At 68.8% G+C, this 16,782-nt stretch carries 15 protein-coding genes; 8 read left to right on the forward strand and 7 right to left on the reverse strand.

Annotated elements, in window-relative coordinates; genetic code table 11:
* Positions 1–59: 59 nt before the first annotated feature.
* Entirely contained in the window at positions 60–725 is a 666-nt protein-coding gene (locus GQ57_RS14400) for a lytic transglycosylase domain-containing protein (protein WP_031399933.1), read from the forward strand.
* Between the two features lie 72 nt (positions 726–797).
* Here GQ57_RS14400 and GQ57_RS14405 read toward each other — a convergent pair whose 3' ends face one another.
* A complete protein-coding gene (locus GQ57_RS14405; protein ID WP_034198196.1) occupies positions 798–1,673 on the reverse strand; it encodes a LysR family transcriptional regulator in 876 nt (291 codons plus the stop codon).
* A 169-nt stretch (positions 1,674–1,842) separates the two neighbouring features.
* Between GQ57_RS14405 and GQ57_RS14410 the strand changes: the two genes are divergently transcribed.
* Positions 1,843–2,916 (forward strand): alkene reductase, encoded by a 1,074-nt coding sequence (locus GQ57_RS14410; protein WP_034198197.1) that lies wholly within the window; start codon positions 1,843–1,845, stop codon positions 2,914–2,916.
* A 219-nt stretch (positions 2,917–3,135) separates the two neighbouring features.
* Here the strand turns inward: GQ57_RS14410 and GQ57_RS14415 are convergent, their stop codons facing one another.
* The 6 genes from GQ57_RS14415 to GQ57_RS14440 are packed head-to-tail and all read right to left on the reverse strand — an operon-like array spanning position 3,136 to position 10,184.
* Complete coding sequence (locus GQ57_RS14415; protein WP_034198198.1) at positions 3,136–3,576, reverse strand: dihydroneopterin aldolase; 441 nt, start codon at positions 3,574–3,576, stop codon at positions 3,136–3,138.
* A complete protein-coding gene (locus tag GQ57_RS14420) occupies positions 3,573–4,205 on the reverse strand; it encodes a sarcosine oxidase subunit gamma (protein WP_034198199.1) in 633 nt (210 codons plus the stop codon). The genes GQ57_RS14415 and GQ57_RS14420 overlap by 4 nt, the downstream gene beginning before the upstream one ends.
* Positions 4,195–7,206, reverse strand: a complete 3,012-nt coding sequence (locus GQ57_RS14425) for a sarcosine oxidase subunit alpha family protein (protein WP_034198200.1) — start codon at positions 7,204–7,206, stop codon at positions 4,195–4,197. Before GQ57_RS14425 ends, GQ57_RS14420 begins: the two co-directional genes overlap by 11 nt.
* The gene (locus GQ57_RS14430; RefSeq protein ID WP_034198201.1) at positions 7,203–7,517 is read right to left on the reverse strand and encodes a sarcosine oxidase subunit delta; all 315 of its coding nucleotides are present in this window, start codon (positions 7,515–7,517) and stop codon (positions 7,203–7,205) included. Before GQ57_RS14430 ends, GQ57_RS14425 begins: the two co-directional genes overlap by 4 nt.
* A gap of 22 nt (positions 7,518–7,539) precedes the next feature.
* Positions 7,540–8,784, reverse strand: a complete 1,245-nt coding sequence (locus GQ57_RS14435; RefSeq protein WP_006480591.1) for a sarcosine oxidase subunit beta family protein — start codon at positions 8,782–8,784, stop codon at positions 7,540–7,542.
* 14 nt (positions 8,785–8,798) lie between these two features.
* Positions 8,799–10,184: an L-serine ammonia-lyase gene (locus GQ57_RS14440; protein WP_031399940.1), complete on the reverse strand. Its 1,386-nt coding sequence runs from the start codon at positions 10,182–10,184 to the stop codon at positions 8,799–8,801.
* Between the two features lie 296 nt (positions 10,185–10,480).
* Here GQ57_RS14440 and GQ57_RS14445 point away from each other — a divergent pair, with 296 nt between their 5' ends.
* From GQ57_RS14445 to GQ57_RS14470, 6 genes are all read left to right on the forward strand, one after another.
* Positions 10,481–11,548 carry a GlxA family transcriptional regulator gene (locus GQ57_RS14445; RefSeq protein WP_034198202.1) on the forward strand — a complete coding sequence of 356 codons (1,068 nt, stop codon included), beginning with the start codon at positions 10,481–10,483 and terminating at the stop codon, positions 11,546–11,548.
* A 194-nt stretch (positions 11,549–11,742) separates the two neighbouring features.
* Entirely contained in the window at positions 11,743–12,447 is a 705-nt protein-coding gene (locus tag GQ57_RS14450; protein WP_034198203.1) for a FadR/GntR family transcriptional regulator, read from the forward strand.
* A gap of 52 nt (positions 12,448–12,499) precedes the next feature.
* Positions 12,500–13,390 carry an L-threonate dehydrogenase gene (ltnD, locus tag GQ57_RS14455; protein ID WP_031399943.1) on the forward strand — a complete coding sequence of 297 codons (891 nt, stop codon included), beginning with the start codon at positions 12,500–12,502 and terminating at the stop codon, positions 13,388–13,390.
* A 19-nt stretch (positions 13,391–13,409) separates the two neighbouring features.
* Positions 13,410–14,699, forward strand: coding sequence for a 3-oxo-tetronate kinase (gene otnK, locus GQ57_RS14460; protein ID WP_034198204.1), 1,290 nt, complete (start codon positions 13,410–13,412; stop codon positions 14,697–14,699).
* The gene (otnC, locus tag GQ57_RS14465) at positions 14,696–15,334 is read left to right on the forward strand and encodes a 3-oxo-tetronate 4-phosphate decarboxylase (RefSeq protein WP_031399945.1); all 639 of its coding nucleotides are present in this window, start codon (positions 14,696–14,698) and stop codon (positions 15,332–15,334) included. Before otnK ends, otnC begins: the two co-directional genes overlap by 4 nt.
* A 112-nt stretch (positions 15,335–15,446) precedes the next feature.
* Positions 15,447–16,772, forward strand: a complete 1,326-nt coding sequence (locus GQ57_RS14470) for an MFS transporter (RefSeq protein WP_031399946.1) — start codon at positions 15,447–15,449, stop codon at positions 16,770–16,772.
* The last annotated feature ends 10 nt before the right edge of the window (positions 16,773–16,782 follow it).

Genomic DNA, 16,782 nt, shown 5'->3' on the forward strand with positions numbered 1-16,782 from the left:
CGACCATCGGCGGCGATTGGCCGATATACTATGCCCCTCCCAGTTCCCCACCTTCCACCATGCGACGGTTTCTCTGGCTGATCGTGGTATCGCTCGGCATCGCACAACAGGCGTCGGCGCAGCAGGCGCCCGCACTGTCTGCGTCCGCGCCCGAAACGGCCGCGTCGGCGCCGCTCGTCGCCTCCGCGCCGCTCGCCGATGCCAACAATCAGCCGAACGAAGCAAACCGCCGCATCACGTCCTACCTGACGCGGAAATTCGGTGTCGCGAAGGAACGCGCCGCGAAGCTGGCCGATATCGTGAGCGTTACTGCGACGAAATATTCGCTGCCGCCCGCACTCGTTTACGCCATCATCTCGATCGAATCGCGCTTTCAGGAAAAGGCGCGCGGCCAGCACGGCGCGACCGGGCTGATGCAGGTCGTGCCGGCCGCGCATCGCGGCCTGCTGCGCAACGTGAAGGACCTGACCGAGCCGAACGCGAACGTCGACGCCGGCTCCGCGATCCTGTCGGGCTACGTGAGGGCGGCCGGCGGCAACGTGCAGGCCGGGCTGAAGAGCTACGGCGGGTCGAACGCGTATGCGGCGAAGGTGATGCAGCGGGTCGATTCGTTCCGGTTCGTGCTCGAACCGGACGACGACGCGAAAGCCGTGAAACCCGCGAACGACGCGAAGGGCCGCATGATGCCGGTCAGCGACACGTCCTCGGCGCGCGACACGCAGTAAGCGCAGCCGCGCACATCCGTGCGCGAGCCCCGTCCTGCCGCGCACGCACGGCGCACTCCGGCACGCCGCCCGTCACCGCCGCGCGAAATGCGCGCGCAGATATTCGATGAAGACCTGCGTCTTCGCCGGCAGCAGGCGCGTCTCCGTCATCGCGTAGATCGGAACGGGCGCGCCCTCCCATGCGGGCAACACGCGCCGCAACCGGCCCGCGGCCACGTCGTCGGCCACCACTTCCTCCGGCATCTGGATGACGCCCGCATCGTTCACGGCCAGTTGCCGGATCATGCCGACGCTGTTCACGACGAAGCGCCCGCCCACCGGCACCTCGACCTCCCGCGCAGCGTCGTGCAGCGTCCACTTGCCCACACGCTGCACGCTCAGGCATTGATGCCGCGTCAGGTCGCCCGGCTCGCGCGGCTCGCCCGCGCGCTCGAGATAGCGCGGCGACGCATACAGGTGATTGCGGAACGTCGCGAGCCGCCGCGCGACGAGCTGGGAATCCGCCGATTCGCCCATGCGGATCGCGACGTCGAACGGTTCGCTCACCAGATCGACGCGCCGCGACGTCAGTTCGAAATCGAACGTCAGCTTCGGGTAGCGGTTCGCGAATTCAGCGATCAGCGGCGTCAGGTAGATCACCGCGAAATCGACCGGAAACGACGCGCGCAGCACGCCCGACGGTTCGGCCAGCAGTTCGCCGAGCTGTTCGTGCGCGAGCCGCGCCTCGTCGACGATGCGCTTGCAGCGCTCGAAATACAGCTGCCCGGCCTCGGTCAGCTCGATGCGGCGCGTCGTGCGATGCAGCAGCCGCAACCCGATCGCCTTTTCCAGCGCACCGATGCGCCGCGACAGCGTCGAATTCGGCATCCCCAGCGCGTCGGCCGCGCTGCGAAAGCCCTTCGCCTTCACGACCTCCACGAACAGCGCCATGTCGTTCAGCAATTCCACGCCGACCGCTCCATCAATGGATCAATGCGATCCAGAATACCCCATTTATCTCGAAAAAGAAGCAATGGATGATGTGTCCATGGCGGCGAGGCCGGCGCAACGGTGCGCGGCCGGCGCCCGATACGGCGCCACCCCGGCGCCGTTACCCGACCCTCGAGGAGCACGCATCATGGACGCACTGTTCACCCCGGCCCGTGTCGGCCGCTACACGCTGCAGAACCGCCTGGTCATGGCGCCGATGACGCGCAGCCGCGCCGCGTTCGACGGCACGCCCGGCGCACTGGCGGCCGAGTACTATGCGCAGCGCGCGGATCTCGGCCTGATCGTCAGCGAAGGCACGCAGCCGTCGGACGACGGGCAAGGCTACCTGACCACGCCCGGCATCTACACCGACGCGCACGTTGCCGGCTGGCAGGCCGTCGGCAACGCGGTGCACGCGCGCGGCGGCCGGCTGTTCATCCAGCTGATGCACGTCGGGCGCATGTCGCATCCCGACAATACGCCGCATCACCGGCAGGGCGTCGCGCCGTCGGCGATCGCGCCGGGCGTGCCGATGTTCACGTCGAAGGGGATGCAGCCGATTCCCGCGCCGCGCGCGCTGACGACGGACGAAGTGCGCGACACCGTGAACGACTTCCGCCTCGCCGCGCGTCGCGCGATCGAGGCCGGCGCCGACGGCGTCGAGATCCACGGCGCGAACGGGTACCTGGTCCAGCAGTTCTTCGCACCGAACGCGAATACGCGCGGCGACGCGTACGGCGGCCCGATCGAACATCGCGCACGCTTCGCGATCGAGGTGGCCGAGGCGATCGCCGCCGAGATCGGCGCGGACCGCACCGCGATCCGCCTGTCGCCCGGCACCACGCTGTGGGGCATCGACGAAGGCGCGCAAGGGCCGGACCTGTATCGCTACCTGACGACGCAGCTCGACCGGCTCGGCCTCGCGTACCTGCACGTGATGCACCAGGGCGACGAGCCGCTGCTCGCGGACCTGCGCGCGCGCTGGAACGGCACGCTGATCGTGAACCGCCCGGGCCGCGCGCGCGACGCGATCGGCTCGGATGTCGCGACGGGCCTCGCCGATCTCGAAGCGTACGGGCAGATGGTGCTCGCGAATCCGGATTTCGTCACGCGGCTGAAGACGGGCGCGCCGATGAACGACGCGCAGCGCGACACGTTCTTCGGCGGCGATGCGCGCGGGTATGTGGATTATCCGGCGCTGGACGGTACGGCCGCGGCGTAACGCATCCGCACGGCGCGACGCCGCGACGCGCGGAACACGCGTGTCGCGGCGCCGGTTCGCGTGCCGCCGCGCATCATGGAAGGCCGGTGTCGGCCCTCGAAATCACGGGCGCGAGACGTGGCCTCTTTTCGGGCCGATTGCCTGTGTCGTGCGAGATCCTTTCCGCAGGCCCACACGCGCCGACCGCGACAAACCGCTACGGCGGCACCGCGGCCGCCATCACCCCCGCTCCGTCTCTCCCGTCCACCGCGCATAATCCCCGCGGGTCCAGTCGAGCGACACGCCGACGCGCTTCGTGCCCGGCCGGATCTTCGGCTTGTACGCCGACAGCGTCAGCGACTCCAGCGCAGGCCATTCGCGAAACGACAGCACCGCGATATCGGCGACGAGCGTTTCCAGCAGCCGCGTATGCGGCTTGTGCGACAGGAACGCGGCCACGCGCGTGCAATAGCCGTCGTAATCGATCCACGCGTTCTGCTCGCTCGGCTCGCAGCGATACCCGAGCCGCGCATCGATCACGATCGGCTGCGGCGCTTCATGCTCGTGCGCATGAATGCCGATCCGCGCGGGCACCTTCAGTTCTTCGACGAACACGCTCCAGCCGCGCCCGCCCAGGCGCGGCGCGTCGATCGCCACGAACGGGTCGTCGAACGGCTTCATGATGCGAGCGGCGCGGCCGCGTCGAGCATGATGCGCACGAAGTAGTCGGCGAAGCTGCGCCGCACGACGATCTCGAACACGTCGTCACCGGTCGGGATCAGCACGATCGACGCCTTGAAGTAGTGCGACTGCGCGCACTGGCCGGGCTTGAACGCGCGCGGATGAAGATCGAGCGGGCAGCCGCGCGCGAGCACGTCGCGCACGCGTTCGCCGCCGATCTCGACGACGGTATAGCCGCTGCCGACGTCGACGGCCGCCGCATACGAACCCTGCACGGCCTGCGCAAGCTGCGCCTCCAGCGCGCCGGCCTGCACGGGGCCGTTCGAGCGCACGAGCCACTCGTCGGGGCCGAGCCACAGCACGTCGTATTCGGCGCCGCGCGCGACCGTGTTCGGCGCCGCGGGCGGGCGGCAGCCCACCACGCGCTCGAACGCGCTCACGAACGCCGGATCGCCCAGCTCGCCGCGCACGTTGACGAGGTCGAGGAACGGCCGCTCGCGCAGCGTGAACTTCTTCGATGCGCGCGCCTGGTGCGGCTTCAGCACGTCGGCCGCGCCGACGAACGGCGATTCGAGCGTCACGCCGCCCGCGCCCGCCACCTGCGTCTGGTTTCTCGTTTCATTCCACATGCTGGCGCACCCCTTCGGTATCGTAGAAAACCGGGCTCGAGATCGTCGCGGCGATGCGCTTGCCGTTGGCCAGCGGAATCACGACGCTCTCGCCCATCTTGTTCAGGCCGCCCTTCACCACCGCGAGCGCGATCGAGCGCTTCAGGATCGGGCTGTAGTAGCTCGACGTCACATGGCCGATCATCGGCGTCGGATCGACCGCCGACACCTGCGTGTCCTTCGCGACGATCTGCGCACCTTCCGGCAGCACGAACTGCGCGTCCTCGGTCAGCAGGCCGACGAACTGCTTGCGGCCTTCCTTCGCGGTGTCGGAGCGCGCGAGCGAACGCTTGCCGAGACAATCCTTCGACTTCGCGACCAGCCCGCCCATCCCGAGGTCGTACGGCGTGACCGAGCCGTCGGTGTCCTGGCCGACGATGATGTAGCCCTTCTCCGCGCGCAGCACGTGCATCGTCTCGGTGCCGTACGGCGTGATGTCGAACTCGGCGCCGGCCGCCATCAGCGCTTCCCACACCGCGCGGCCCGCGTTCGCCGGCACGTTCACTTCATAGGCCAGCTCGCCCGAGAAGCTGATCCGCATCACGCGCGCCTTCGCGCCCGCGACGGTGCCGTTCCGGTAGCTCATGAACGGGAACGCCTCGTTGCCGAAGTCGATGTCCTGGCACACCTTCTGCACGACCTTGCGGCTCTTCGGGCCGACCACCGCGAACGTCGCCCAGTGATCGGTGACCGACGACAGCCGCACCTTCATGTCGGGCCATTCGGTCTGCAGCCAGCGTTCGAGCCACGTGAGCACGCGCGCCGCGCCGCCGGTCGTGGTCGTCATCATGAAATGCTGGTCGGCGAGGCGCACCGTCACGCCGTCGTCGAACACCATCCCGTTCTCGTCGAGCATCAGCCCGTAGCGGCACTTGCCCACCTCGAGCTTGTTCCACGGGTTCGTGTACATCCAGTTCAGCAGCTTCACGGCATCCGGGCCCTGGATGTCGATCTTGCCGAGCGTCGACGCGTCGAGGATGCCGACGCTGTTGCGCACCGCGAGGCACTCGCGCTTCACGGCCGCGTGCAGGTCTTCGCCGTTCTTCGGGAAGTACCACGGCCGCTTCCAGTTGCCGACGTCCTCGAACAGCGCGCCGTGCTCGACGTGCCACTCGTGCACGCAGGTCTTGCGGATCGGATCGAGGAAATCGCCCAGCTCGCGGCCCGCGAACGTGCCGAACGACACGGGCGTGTAGTTCGGGCGGAACGTCGTCGTGCCCGTTTCCGGAATCGTCTTGCCGAGCGCCCCCGCGAGAATCGCCATCCCGTTGATGTTGCCGAGCTTGCCCTGGTCGGTGCCGAAGCCCATCGCCGTATAGCGCTTCACGTGCTCGACCGACTCGAAACCTTCGCGCGCGGCGAGCAGGATGTCGGCGGCCGACACGTCGTTCTGGAAATCGACGAACTGCTTCGGCCCGCGCGCCGCGGCTTCGCGGCTGCCGACGAGCCACAGCGGCTGCAACGGGCCCTCGACGGCTTCCGCGACCTGCGGCGCGACGGGACGCTGCCCGGCCGTGAAGCCCGCCGCCTTCGCCGCCTCCACCCCGGCGTCGACCGCGAGACGCAGCGCGCGCGCCAGCCCGAATTCGCCGGCCGCCGCGCCGATGCTCGCCTCCGCCTGCACGGGCTTGCCCGGCAGGAAGCACGCCTTCTCGTCGCTCCAGCACGCCTTGCCGCCCGACTGCGCGAACAGGTGCAGCACCGGGCTGAAGCCTCCCGACATCGCGACGAGATCGCACGGCAGCGTCTGCAGCTTGCCGCCGACCTGGCCGTTCGTACTGGACGCGACGTCGACCGACGATACGCGCCACTTGCCCGCCGCGGCCGTCACGACCGCGCCGCTCATCACTGTCACGCCCTGCCGCTTGGCGGCGGCCGGCAGCGCGCCGTTCGACGACGGGCGCGCATCGACGACCGTCACCTTCGCGCCGCACGCCTTCAGGTCGAGCGCGGTCTGGTACGCGTGGTCGTTGTTCGTGAACACCACCGCGTTGCGGCCCGGCAGCACGCCGAAGCGATGCACGTACGTGGACACGGCCGACGCCAGCATCACGCCCGGCAGGTCGTTGTTGCCGAACACGATCGGCCGCTCGTGCGCGCCGGTCGCGAGGATCACGCGCTTCGCGCGGACCTTCCACAGCAGTTCGCGCGTACCCTTGCGCATCGACACCGGCAGGTGGTCGGTCAGGCGCTGCGTGACGGTCACGAGGTTGTGATCCTGGTAGCCGAACGCGGTGCTGCGCGACAGGATCGTCACGTCGGGCAGCTTGCGCAGCTCGGCCTCGACCTTCTCGACCCACTGCAGCGCGGGCTTCGCGTCGATCTCGGCGCGGCACGACAGCAGGCTGCCGCCGAGCTCGCGCTGGTCGTCGACGAGGATCACGCGCGCGCCGGCCACGGCCGCCGCATGCGCGGCGGCAAGCCCCGACGGGCCGCCGCCGACGACGAGCACGTCGCAGTGCGCGTAGCACTTGTCGTAGCGATCGGCGTCGAGCGCCTCGGGCGCCTTGCCGAGGCCGGCCGCCTCGCGGATCTTCTCCTCGTACTTCGGCCACATGTTGCGCGGCCACATGAAGGTCTTGTAGTAGAAGCCGGCCGGCAGGAAGCGCGACAGCTTCTGGTTGATCGCGTACTTGTCGTTCTCGAGCGTCGGCTCCGCGTTCACGCTCGTCGCGACGAGCCCCTGGTACAGCTCGATTTCGGTCGCGCGCGCGTTCGGCACCGTGTACGGGCCCGATTCGAGCTGCACGACGGCGTTCGGTTCCGCGACGTCCGCCGTCACGATCCCGCGCGGGCGGTGGTACTTGAAGCTGCGCGCGACGAAGTGCACGCCGTTCGCGAGCAGCGCGGACGCGAGCGTGTCGCCCTGGAAGCCCTGATACGTGCGGCCGTTGAACGTGAACGTCAGCGGAATCGCACGATTGATGCGGCCACCGGTGCCAAGACGGTCTTTCTGGCTCATTTGCTCGTGCCCTCTTCGTGTGCGTTGCCGGCGGCCGCGCCGCCGATGGCAGCCCCGTCGAACGTTTCGTAGCCCTTGATATCGTAGGTCACCGTGTCGCGCGTGGCCTTGAACCAGCGGCGGCAGCCCTGCGCGTGCAGCCATTGCTCCTTGTGCAGCCCGCGCTTGTTCTCGCGCATGAACACGTATTCGCCCCATTCGCGGTCGGTCATGTTCTCGTTATTGACCGGGCGCACGATGTCGGCTTCGCCGCCGCACGAGAATTCGGATTCGGCGCGCGGCCCGCACCACGGACATTCGATCAGCAACATGTTTCTTTCTCCAATGGTCGGTTCAGTGCGCGACGGCGGCGGCGCCGTGCTCGTCGATCAGGTGGCCCGTGTAGAAGCGGTCGAGCGCGAACGGCGCGTTCAGCGGATGCGGTTCGTCGCGGGCGATCGTGTGCGCGAACACCCAGCCCGAGCCGGGCGTCGCCTTGAAGCCGCCGGTGCCCCAGCCGCAGTTGAAATAGAGGCCCTTCACGTCGGTCTTGGTGATGATCGGGCACGCGTCCGGCGACACGTCGACGATGCCGCCCCACTGGCGGTTCATCCGCACGCGCGAGAACACCGGGAACATCTCGACGATCGCCTGCAGCGTGCTTTCGATGATGTGGAAGCTGCCGCGCTGGCCGAAGCCCGTGTACTGGTCGATGCCCGCGCCGATCACGAGGTCGCCCTTGTCGGACTGGCTGATGTACGCGTGCACCGCGTTCGACATGATCACCGAGTTGACGACCGGCTTGATCGGCTCGGACACCAGCGCCTGCAGCGGGTGGCTCTCGATCGGCAGCCGCACGCCGGCCATGTCGGCGAGCGTCGTCGTGTTGCCGGCCGCGACCACCGCGACCTTCTTCGCCTTGATGAAGCCCTTCACCGTATCGACGCCGACCACCGCGCCGCCCTCGCGGCGAATGCCCGTGACCTGGCAGTTCTGGATGATGTCGACGCCCGCGCGATCCGCGCCGCGCGCGAAGCCCCAGGCCACCGCGTCGTGGCGCGCGACGCCCGCACGGCGCTGGATCGATGCGCCGAGCACCGGGTAGCGGCTGTTCAGGTTGATGGTCGGTTCGATTTCCTTGATCTGCGCGGGCGTGAGGAATTCGGCGTCGACGCCGTTCAGCCGGTTCGCATTCACGCGGCGCTCGGTGTCGCGCACGTCCTGCAGCGTGTGCGCGAGGTTCATCACGCCGCGCTGGCTGAACATCACGTTGTAGTTCAGGTCCTGCGACAGCCCTTCCCACAGCTTCATCGCCTTCTCGTACAGCGCGGCCGATTCGTCCCACAGATAGTTCGAGCGCACGATCGTCGTGTTGCGCGCGGTGTTGCCGCCGCCGATCCAGCCCTTCTCGAGGATCGCGACGTTCGTGATCCCGTGCTCCTTCGCGAGGTAGTACGCCGTCGCGAGGCCGTGGCCGCCGCCGCCGACGATCACGACGTCGTATTCCTTCTTCGGCTCCGGGCTCTTCCACTGCTTTTCCCAGTTCTCGTGGTACGAAAGGCCGTTGCGGAACAGGCTGAATATCGAGTAGCGGCTCATGTTGTGGTCCTTCGTTAGCATTCGATGACGTTCACGGCGAGGCCGCCGCGCGACGTTTCCTTGTATTTCGTCTTCATGTCGGCGCCGGTCTCGCGCATCGTCTTGATCACGGAATCGAGCGACACGTAGTGCTGGCCGTTGCCCTTGAGCGCCATGCGCGACGCGTTCAGCGCCTTGATCGCGCCCATCGCGTTGCGCTCGATGCACGGGATCTGCACGAGCCCGCCGACCGGGTCGCAGGTCATCCCGAGGTTGTGCTCCATGCCGATCTCGGCCGCGTTCTCGACCTGGTCGGGCGTGCCGCCCATCACGGCGGCGAGCGCGGCCGCGGCCATCGAGCACGCGACGCCCACCTCGCCCTGGCAGCCGACTTCGGCACCGGAAATCGACGCGGTTTCCTTGTAGATGATCCCGATCGCGGCGGCCGTCAGCAGGAATTCGACGATGCCCGCCTCGTTCGAGCCCGGCACGAACTTCACGTAGTAGTGCAGCACCGCGGGGATCACGCCGGCCGCGCCGTTGGTCGGCGCGGTCACGACCCGGCCGCCCGCCGCGTTCTCCTCGTTGACGGCCATCGCATACAGGTTGACCCAGTCGAGCATCGACAGCGGGTCGCGCAGCGATTCCTCCGAACGCGCGCGCAGGCGGCTGTACAGCTCGGCCGCGCGGCGCTTCACGCGCATCGGGCCCGGCAGGTCGCCCTCGACCTTGCAGCCGCGCTCGACGCACGCGGCCATCGTGCGCCAGATCGCGAGCAGCCCGGCGCGCACCTCGTCGGCGGAGCGCAGCGCGCATTCGTTGCGCATCATCAGCCCGGCGATCGACAGCCCGTGCTCGCGGCACTGGCGCATCAGGTCGTCGCCGGTGCGGAACGGGTACGGCACCTCGACCGCCGCGCGCACGCCGTTGACGCGATCGCCGTCGCGGTTCACGACGAAGCCGCCGCCGATCGAGTAATACTCCTTCTCCACCAGCAGCTGGCCGTGCTCGTCGAACGCCTGGAACCGCATTCCGTTCGGGTGCACGATGGTCGTGCCGCTCATCAGCTTGCGATAGAAGCCGATGTGCTCCTTCTCGTCGAAGCGGATCGCCTGCGTGCCGAGCAGCGTCAGCGACTTCTCCGCGCGGATCGCGGCGAGCCGCGGCTCGATCAGGTCGGGATCGATCGTGTCGGGCAGATGGCCCTCGAGGCCGAGCAGCACGGCCTTGTCGGTGCCGTGGCCCTTGCCGGTCGCGCCGAGCGAGCCGTACAGCTCGACCCGCACGCGGCGCACGAAGCCGAGCAGGTTCGCGTCCTCGACGTGCGACGCGAAACGGTACGCCGCGATCATCGGGCCGACCGTATGCGAACTGGACGGGCCGATGCCGATCTTGAACAGGTCGAAGACACTGACGTTCATCTGGATGCCTCTGCGTGCAAGCGCGCGTGGTGACGTTGGACGCCAGTACACCAAAGCGTAAAATCGGCCGATAGAACAAAAACGGCATCGGCGTGGGATACCGCCGCCAAACCCGGGCCCGGCGCGGCCGGAAGTGCGTTTTGGCGATGGTTCGCGACGGAAAACCACAAGTCGGGCCGGAGCCGATCGGCGACGCTGGCTGCATCGGCGCCGCCCGGCCGCCCCCGGCTGCCGTCCCCGTATCAACCGAGTCGACTGAGTGAGACCGCCCGCCCGGCGTGACGAGATTTGCCGCGATGACACCCGACGTACCCGCTTCCCCCCTCGCCGAACCCGCGCCGCGGCGCATCCGCTTCGGCATCGTGCTGCTGCCGAACTTCACGCTGACGGCTTTCTCGGGCTTCGTCGACATGCTGCGGCTGTCGGCCGACGACGGCGACTACAGCAAGCCGGTGCGCTGTTCGTGGAGCGTGATCGGCGAGACCCTCGCGCCGGTGCGCGCGAGTTGCGGGATCCAGATCACGCCGTGGGAAACGTTCGATGCGGCCGAGCCGTTCGACTACGTGGTGGTGGTCGGCGGGTTGCTGCATTCCGGGCCGCAGGCGGGCCCCGAGACGCTCGACTTCATTCGCGGCGCGGCGGCCGACGGCGCGACGATCGTCGGCATCTGCACCGGCGTGTTCACGCTGATGCGCGCGGGCGTGCTCGACGGGCACCGCACCTGCGTGAGCTGGTTCCACTACTGGGATTTCATCGAGCGCTTTCCGGCCGCGGACCCCGACCTGCTGATCGCCGACCGGCTGTTCGTGATCGACCGGCGCCGCATCACCTGCTCGGGCGGCCGCGCGTCGATCGACGTCGCCGCCGCGATCCTGCTGCGCCATTTCGATCACGCCACCGTACAGAAGGCGCTGCGCATTTTGCTGGTCGGCGAGATGCAGAAGGGCAATGCGCCGCAGCCGCATCCGCCGGGCCTCGAACCGGCGACGCACCCGAAGGTCAAGCGCGCGATTCTCCTGATGGAACAGCATGTCGGGCGCGCGCTGTCGCTCGACGAGCTCGCGAGCAAGCTCGACTTGTCGACGCGGCAGCTCGAACGGCTGTTCAAGGCCGAGACCGGCAAGAGCCCGCAGGCGTTCGCGAAGCAGGTGCGGCTGCGCACGGCCGCGTGGCTGCTGACGAGTTCGGACCGCACGGTGGCCGACATCGCGTCGAGCTGCGGGTTCGCCGATGCGTCGCACCTCGGGCGCGAGTTCCGCAAGCAGTTCGGCGTGCCGCCTGCCGCGTATCGGGAGCGCGGGGGGGAAGCGGCGGAAGTCGATGCCGCGGCGGCGACCGATCCGGTCGAAGACACCGCCGACTGACCGCGACCGGCATCGGCCGGCCGCCCGCCCGATCGAACGCAAAGCCGACACGCGGTCGCACCGGTTTCACGTCAAGTGAAACCGGTTCCAATCAACTTGACCGACGTTGCCTCGCGTTAACCGAGGGTTATCCCGGATGCTTCATCACCGTCAAATTTGTATGATGACCACATCACCTTACAAACCAGACCGCCATGTTCGAGAAGATTCCCGCCCGCGCGATGAGCGACCACGTCGCGCAGCAACTGCTCAAGCAGATTGAAGTCGGCAGTTTCTCGGCCACCGGCAAGCTGCCGACGGAAGCCGTGCTCGCGCAGGAATTCGGCGTGAGCCGCACCGTGATCCGCGAGGCGATCTCGCGGCTGAAGAACGAGGGCGTGGTCGAGCCGCGCCAGGGCAGCGGCGTGTACGTGAACCAGCACGGCGCGATCCGGCCGCTGCGGATCGACTACGCGGAAGCGGTCGAGGCCACCTCGCTGCCGCACCTGCTCGCGGTGCGCCGCGCGATCGAGGCCGAGGTCGCGGCCGAAGCGGCGCTGCGTCACACCGACGACGACATGGCCGACATCGACGAAGCGCTGCGCAGGATCGACGACGCCGTGGCGGAAGGGCGCGACGGCGTCGCGGAAGACGTCGCGTTCCACCGCACGATCGCGGCCGTCACCGGCAACCCGTATTTCCTCAAGACGCTGCAGTTCCTGAACCAGTACCTCGAAGCCGGCGTGAAGGTCACGCGGCGCAACGAAGCGACGCGCGAGGACTTCTCGCGCCAGGTGCGCGAGGAACACGCGGCGATCGCCGACGCGATCCGTGCACGCGACCCGATGGCCGCGCGCAACGCGGCGCGCACGCACATGTACAACGCCGCCCGCCGTCTCGCGGAAGCCGGCATCTGCTGAACCCGGCGGCCACGTCCGTCACGCCCTGCCCCCGAATCGATCAAGGTAGACCATGTCAAGAAATGTTGGAGTCATCGGCCTCGGCGCGATGGGCCTCGGCGTCGCGCGCTCGCTGCTGCGCGCCGGCCTGCGCGTGCACGCATGCGACGTGCGCGACACCGTGCTGCAGGCGTTCGCCGCCGAAGGCGGCATCGCGTGCGCGACGCCGGCCGAACTCGGCGCGCAGTGCGACGTCGTCGTCACGCTCGTCGTCAATGCGGCGCAAACCGAGACCGTGCTGTTCGGCGAGCACGGCGCGGTCGCGGCGATGCAGCCGGGCGGCGTCGTGATCGCCAGCGCGACCGTCGCGCCCGAATTCGCGGTCGCACTCGGCGCGCGCATCGAGGCGGCCGGCCTGCAGATGCTCGATGCGCCCGTGTCGGGCGGCGCCGCGCGCGCGGCCTCCGGCGAGATGACGATGATGACGTCCGGCCCCGCCGCCGCGTACGCCGCATGCGAGGACGTGCTCGCCGCGATCGCCGGCAAGGTCTATCGCCTCGGCGACGCGCACGGCGTCGGCTCGAAAGTGAAGATCATCAACCAGCTGCTGGCCGGCGTGCACATCGCAGCGGCGGCCGAGGCGATGGCGCTGGGCCTGCGCGAAGGCGTCGACGCCGACGCGCTGTACGACGTGATCACGCACAGCGCCGGCAACTCGTGGATGTTCGAGAACCGCGTGCCGCACATCCTGAACGGCGACTACACGCCGCTGTCGGCCGTCGACATCTTCGTGAAGGACCTCGGCCTCGTGCTCGATACCGCGCGCCGCAGCAAGTTCCCGCTGCCGCTGTCGGCCACCGCGCACCAGATGTTCATGAGCGCGTCGAGCGCCGGCCACGGCGGCGAGGACGATTCCGCCGTGATCAAGACTTTCCCCGGCATCACGCTGCCGCCCGCCCGCTGAGTCGAACGACGCACCTGCCATGACCGCTTCCGCTTCCCGTCCCCTGCTCGGCTGCATCGCCGACGATTTCACCGGCGCGACCGATCTCGCGAACATGCTCGTCAAGAACGGCATGCGCACCGTGCAGACGATCGGCGTGCCCGCCGACGGCGCGTCGCCCGAGGCCGACGCGATCGTCGTCGCGCTGAAGTCGCGCACGATTCCCGCGCCCGACGCCGTCGCGCAGTCGCTCGCCGCGTACGAATGGCTGCGCGCGCAAGGCTGCCGCCAGTTCTTCTTCAAGTACTGCTCGACCTTCGACTCGACCGACGCCGGCAACATCGGGCCGGTGGCCGACGCGCTGCTCGACGCGGCCGGCGGCGGCTTCACGATCGCGTGCCCGGCGTTTCCCGAGAACGGCCGCACGATCTATCGCGGCCACCTGTTCGTCGGCGACGTGCTGCTGAACCAGTCCGGGATGGAAAACCATCCGCTCACGCCGATGCACGACGCGAACCTCGTGCGCGTGCTGCAGCGGCAGACGAAGTCGCCGGTCGGCCTGATCCGCTACGACACGATCGCGCTGGGCGCGGCTGCCGTGCGCACGCGGATCGAGCAGCTGCGCGCGGAAGGCGTGCGCTTCGCCATCGCGGACGCGCTGTCGGACCGCGACCTCTACGTGCTCGGCGAAGCGTGCGCGGGCCTGCCGCTCATCACCGGCGGCTCGGGCATCGCGCTCGGCCTGCCCGCGAATTTCCGCCGCGCGGAACAACTGCCCGAGCGCGACAACGCGGCGGCGCTGCCGCGCATCGACGGATTGTCGGCGGTGCTCGCCGGCAGCGCGTCGAAGGCCACCCAGGCCCAGGTCGCCGCGTGGCGCGCGACGCGGCCGAGCTTCCGCATCGATCCGCTCGCGGCGGCGCGCGGCGAGCCCGTGGTCGACGAGGCGCTCGCGTTCGCGCGCGCGAACCTGCCGCAGCCCGTGCTGATCCATGCGACGGCAACGCCTGATGAAGTGAAGGCCGTGCAACAGGCGCTCGGCATCGACGCGGCCGGCCATCTCGTCGAAAGCACGCTCGCGGCGATCGCGCGCGGCCTGCGCGAACTCGGCGTGCGCAAGTTCGTCGTCGCCGGCGGCGAAACGTCCGGCGCGGTCGTGCAGGCGCTCGACGTGGCGTCGCTGCAGATCGGCGCGCAGATCGATCCGGGCGTGCCGGCCACGGCCACGCCCGGCGCGCAGCCGCTCGGCCTCGCGCTGAAATCCGGCAACTTCGGCACGACGGACTTTTTCGACAAGGCGCTGCGCGCGCTGGACGGAGCTGCACGATGAGCCACGAAGCGAAACTGCGCGAGGAAATCTGCGTGGTCGGCGCGAGCCTGCATGCGCGCGGCCACGCGGTCGGCAGCGCCGGAAACATCAGCGCGCGGCTGCCCGACGGCTGGCTGATCACGCCGACCGACGCGTGCCTCGGCCGGCTCGATCCGAACGATCTCGCGAAGGTCGGTGCGGACGGCCAGCCGGTATCCGGCGGCAAGCCGTCGAAGACGCTGGCGCTGCATCGCGGCATATACGCGCGCAATCCCGACGCGAACGGCGTCGTCCACACGCATTCGACGCATCTCGTCGCGCTGACGCTCGCGGGCGTGTGGCGCGACAGCGACGTGCTGCCGCCGATCACGCCGTACTACGTGATGAAGGTCGGCCACATTCCGCTGATCCGTTACCGCCGCCCCGGCGATCCGGACGTCGCCGCCGAAGTCGCGGCGCTCGCCTGCGAGGTGCGCGGCGTGCTGCTCGAGCGCCTCGGCCCCGTGATGTGGGGGCCGTCGGTGTCGCACGCGTCGTACGCGCTCGAGGAACTCGAGGAAACCGCGCGGCTGTGGCTGATGACGCACCCGAAGCCCGAACCGCTTTCCGCCGCGGCGCTCGACGAATTGCGCCAGGCCTTCGGCGCGCGCTGGTAGCGGCGCACCACGCAACGATTCCCATGCCCGCCGTGTGCGCGGGCCCTTCCGTCAGCACACACACGAACCGGCGGCCTGCGCGCCGCCGGCTAACAACATCCTGGAGACGACGATGACTGCTCTCGACGCGGCCGCTGGCCGCTCGCCCGCCGCGCCCGCCCATGCCGCGGAACTCGACCGCACCTACAAGAAAGTGTTCTGGCGCATCGTGCCGTTCCTGATGCTCTGCTACGTGGTCGCGTATCTCGACCGCGTGAACGTCGGCTTCGCGAAGCTGCAGATGTCGCAGGATCTCGCGTTCAGCGAAACGGTGTTCGGTCTCGGCGCCGGCATCTTCTTTCTTGGCTACTTTCTTTTCGAACTGCCAAGCAACCTGCTGATGCACCGCATCGGCGCGCGCATCTGGATCGCACGGATCATGATCACGTGGGGCCTCCTGTCGGCGCTGTTCGCGTTCGTGAAGACGCCGACACAGTTCTACGTGCTGCGCTTCCTGCTCGGCCTCGCGGAAGCCGGCTTCTATCCCGGCGTGATCCTGTACCTCACCTACTGGTTCCCGTCGCATCGCCGCGCGAAGATCATCGCGGTGTTCATGTCCGCGATTCCCGTGTCGGGCATCTTCGGCAACCCGCTGTCGGGCTGGATCATGGAGCGCTTCCACGGCGGCTCGGGTTTCCACGGCTGGCAATGGATGTTCATGATCGAGGCCGTGCCGGCCGTGCTGGTCGGCATCGCGACGATCCTGTATCTCGACAACAGCATCCGCGGCGCGAAGTGGCTCGACGAACGCGAGAAGCAGTTGCTGGAGGACGAGATCGCCGCGCAGCCGCAGGAACAGCAGCAGCACGGCCATTCGCTGAAGGCCGTGTTCGCGGACCCGCGCATGTGGTGGATGTCGCTGATCTACTTCGCGTTCGTCACCGGCCAGTACGGCCTCACGTTCTGGATGCCGACGCTCGTGAAATCGACCGGCATCACCGATACGCTGCAGATCGGCCTGCTGTCGGCGATCCCGTTCCTCGTCGCGATCGTCGTGATGAACCTGTTCGGCCACAGCGCCGACAAGCGCCGCGAACGCCGCTGGCACCTGATCGTGCCGGCGCTGATGGGCGCGGTCGGGTTTGCGGTCGCCGCGTCGTACTCGCACAATACGGCGGTGTCGATCGTGTTCCTGTCGCTCGCGGCAGGCGGCGTGCTGACCTGCGCCCCGCTGTTCTGGTCGCTGCCGACCGCGTTCCTCGCGGGCTCCGCGGCGGCGGCCGGGATCGCGATCATCAACTCGGTCGGCAACCTCGCCGGCTTCGCGAGCCCGTACGTGATCGGCTACCTGAAGGACGTCACGCACAGCACGGCCTCCGGCATGTACGTGCTGGCGGCGATGCTCGTGATCGGCGCGATCGCCGTCTGGCTCACGCCCGCGAAACTCGTGAACCGCTGAGCCGGTTCCC

The sequence above is a fragment of the Burkholderia sp. MSh2 genome (genome assembly GCF_000731655.1).
GTDB classification, from domain to species: Bacteria; Pseudomonadota; Gammaproteobacteria; order Burkholderiales; family Burkholderiaceae; genus Burkholderia; species Burkholderia paludis.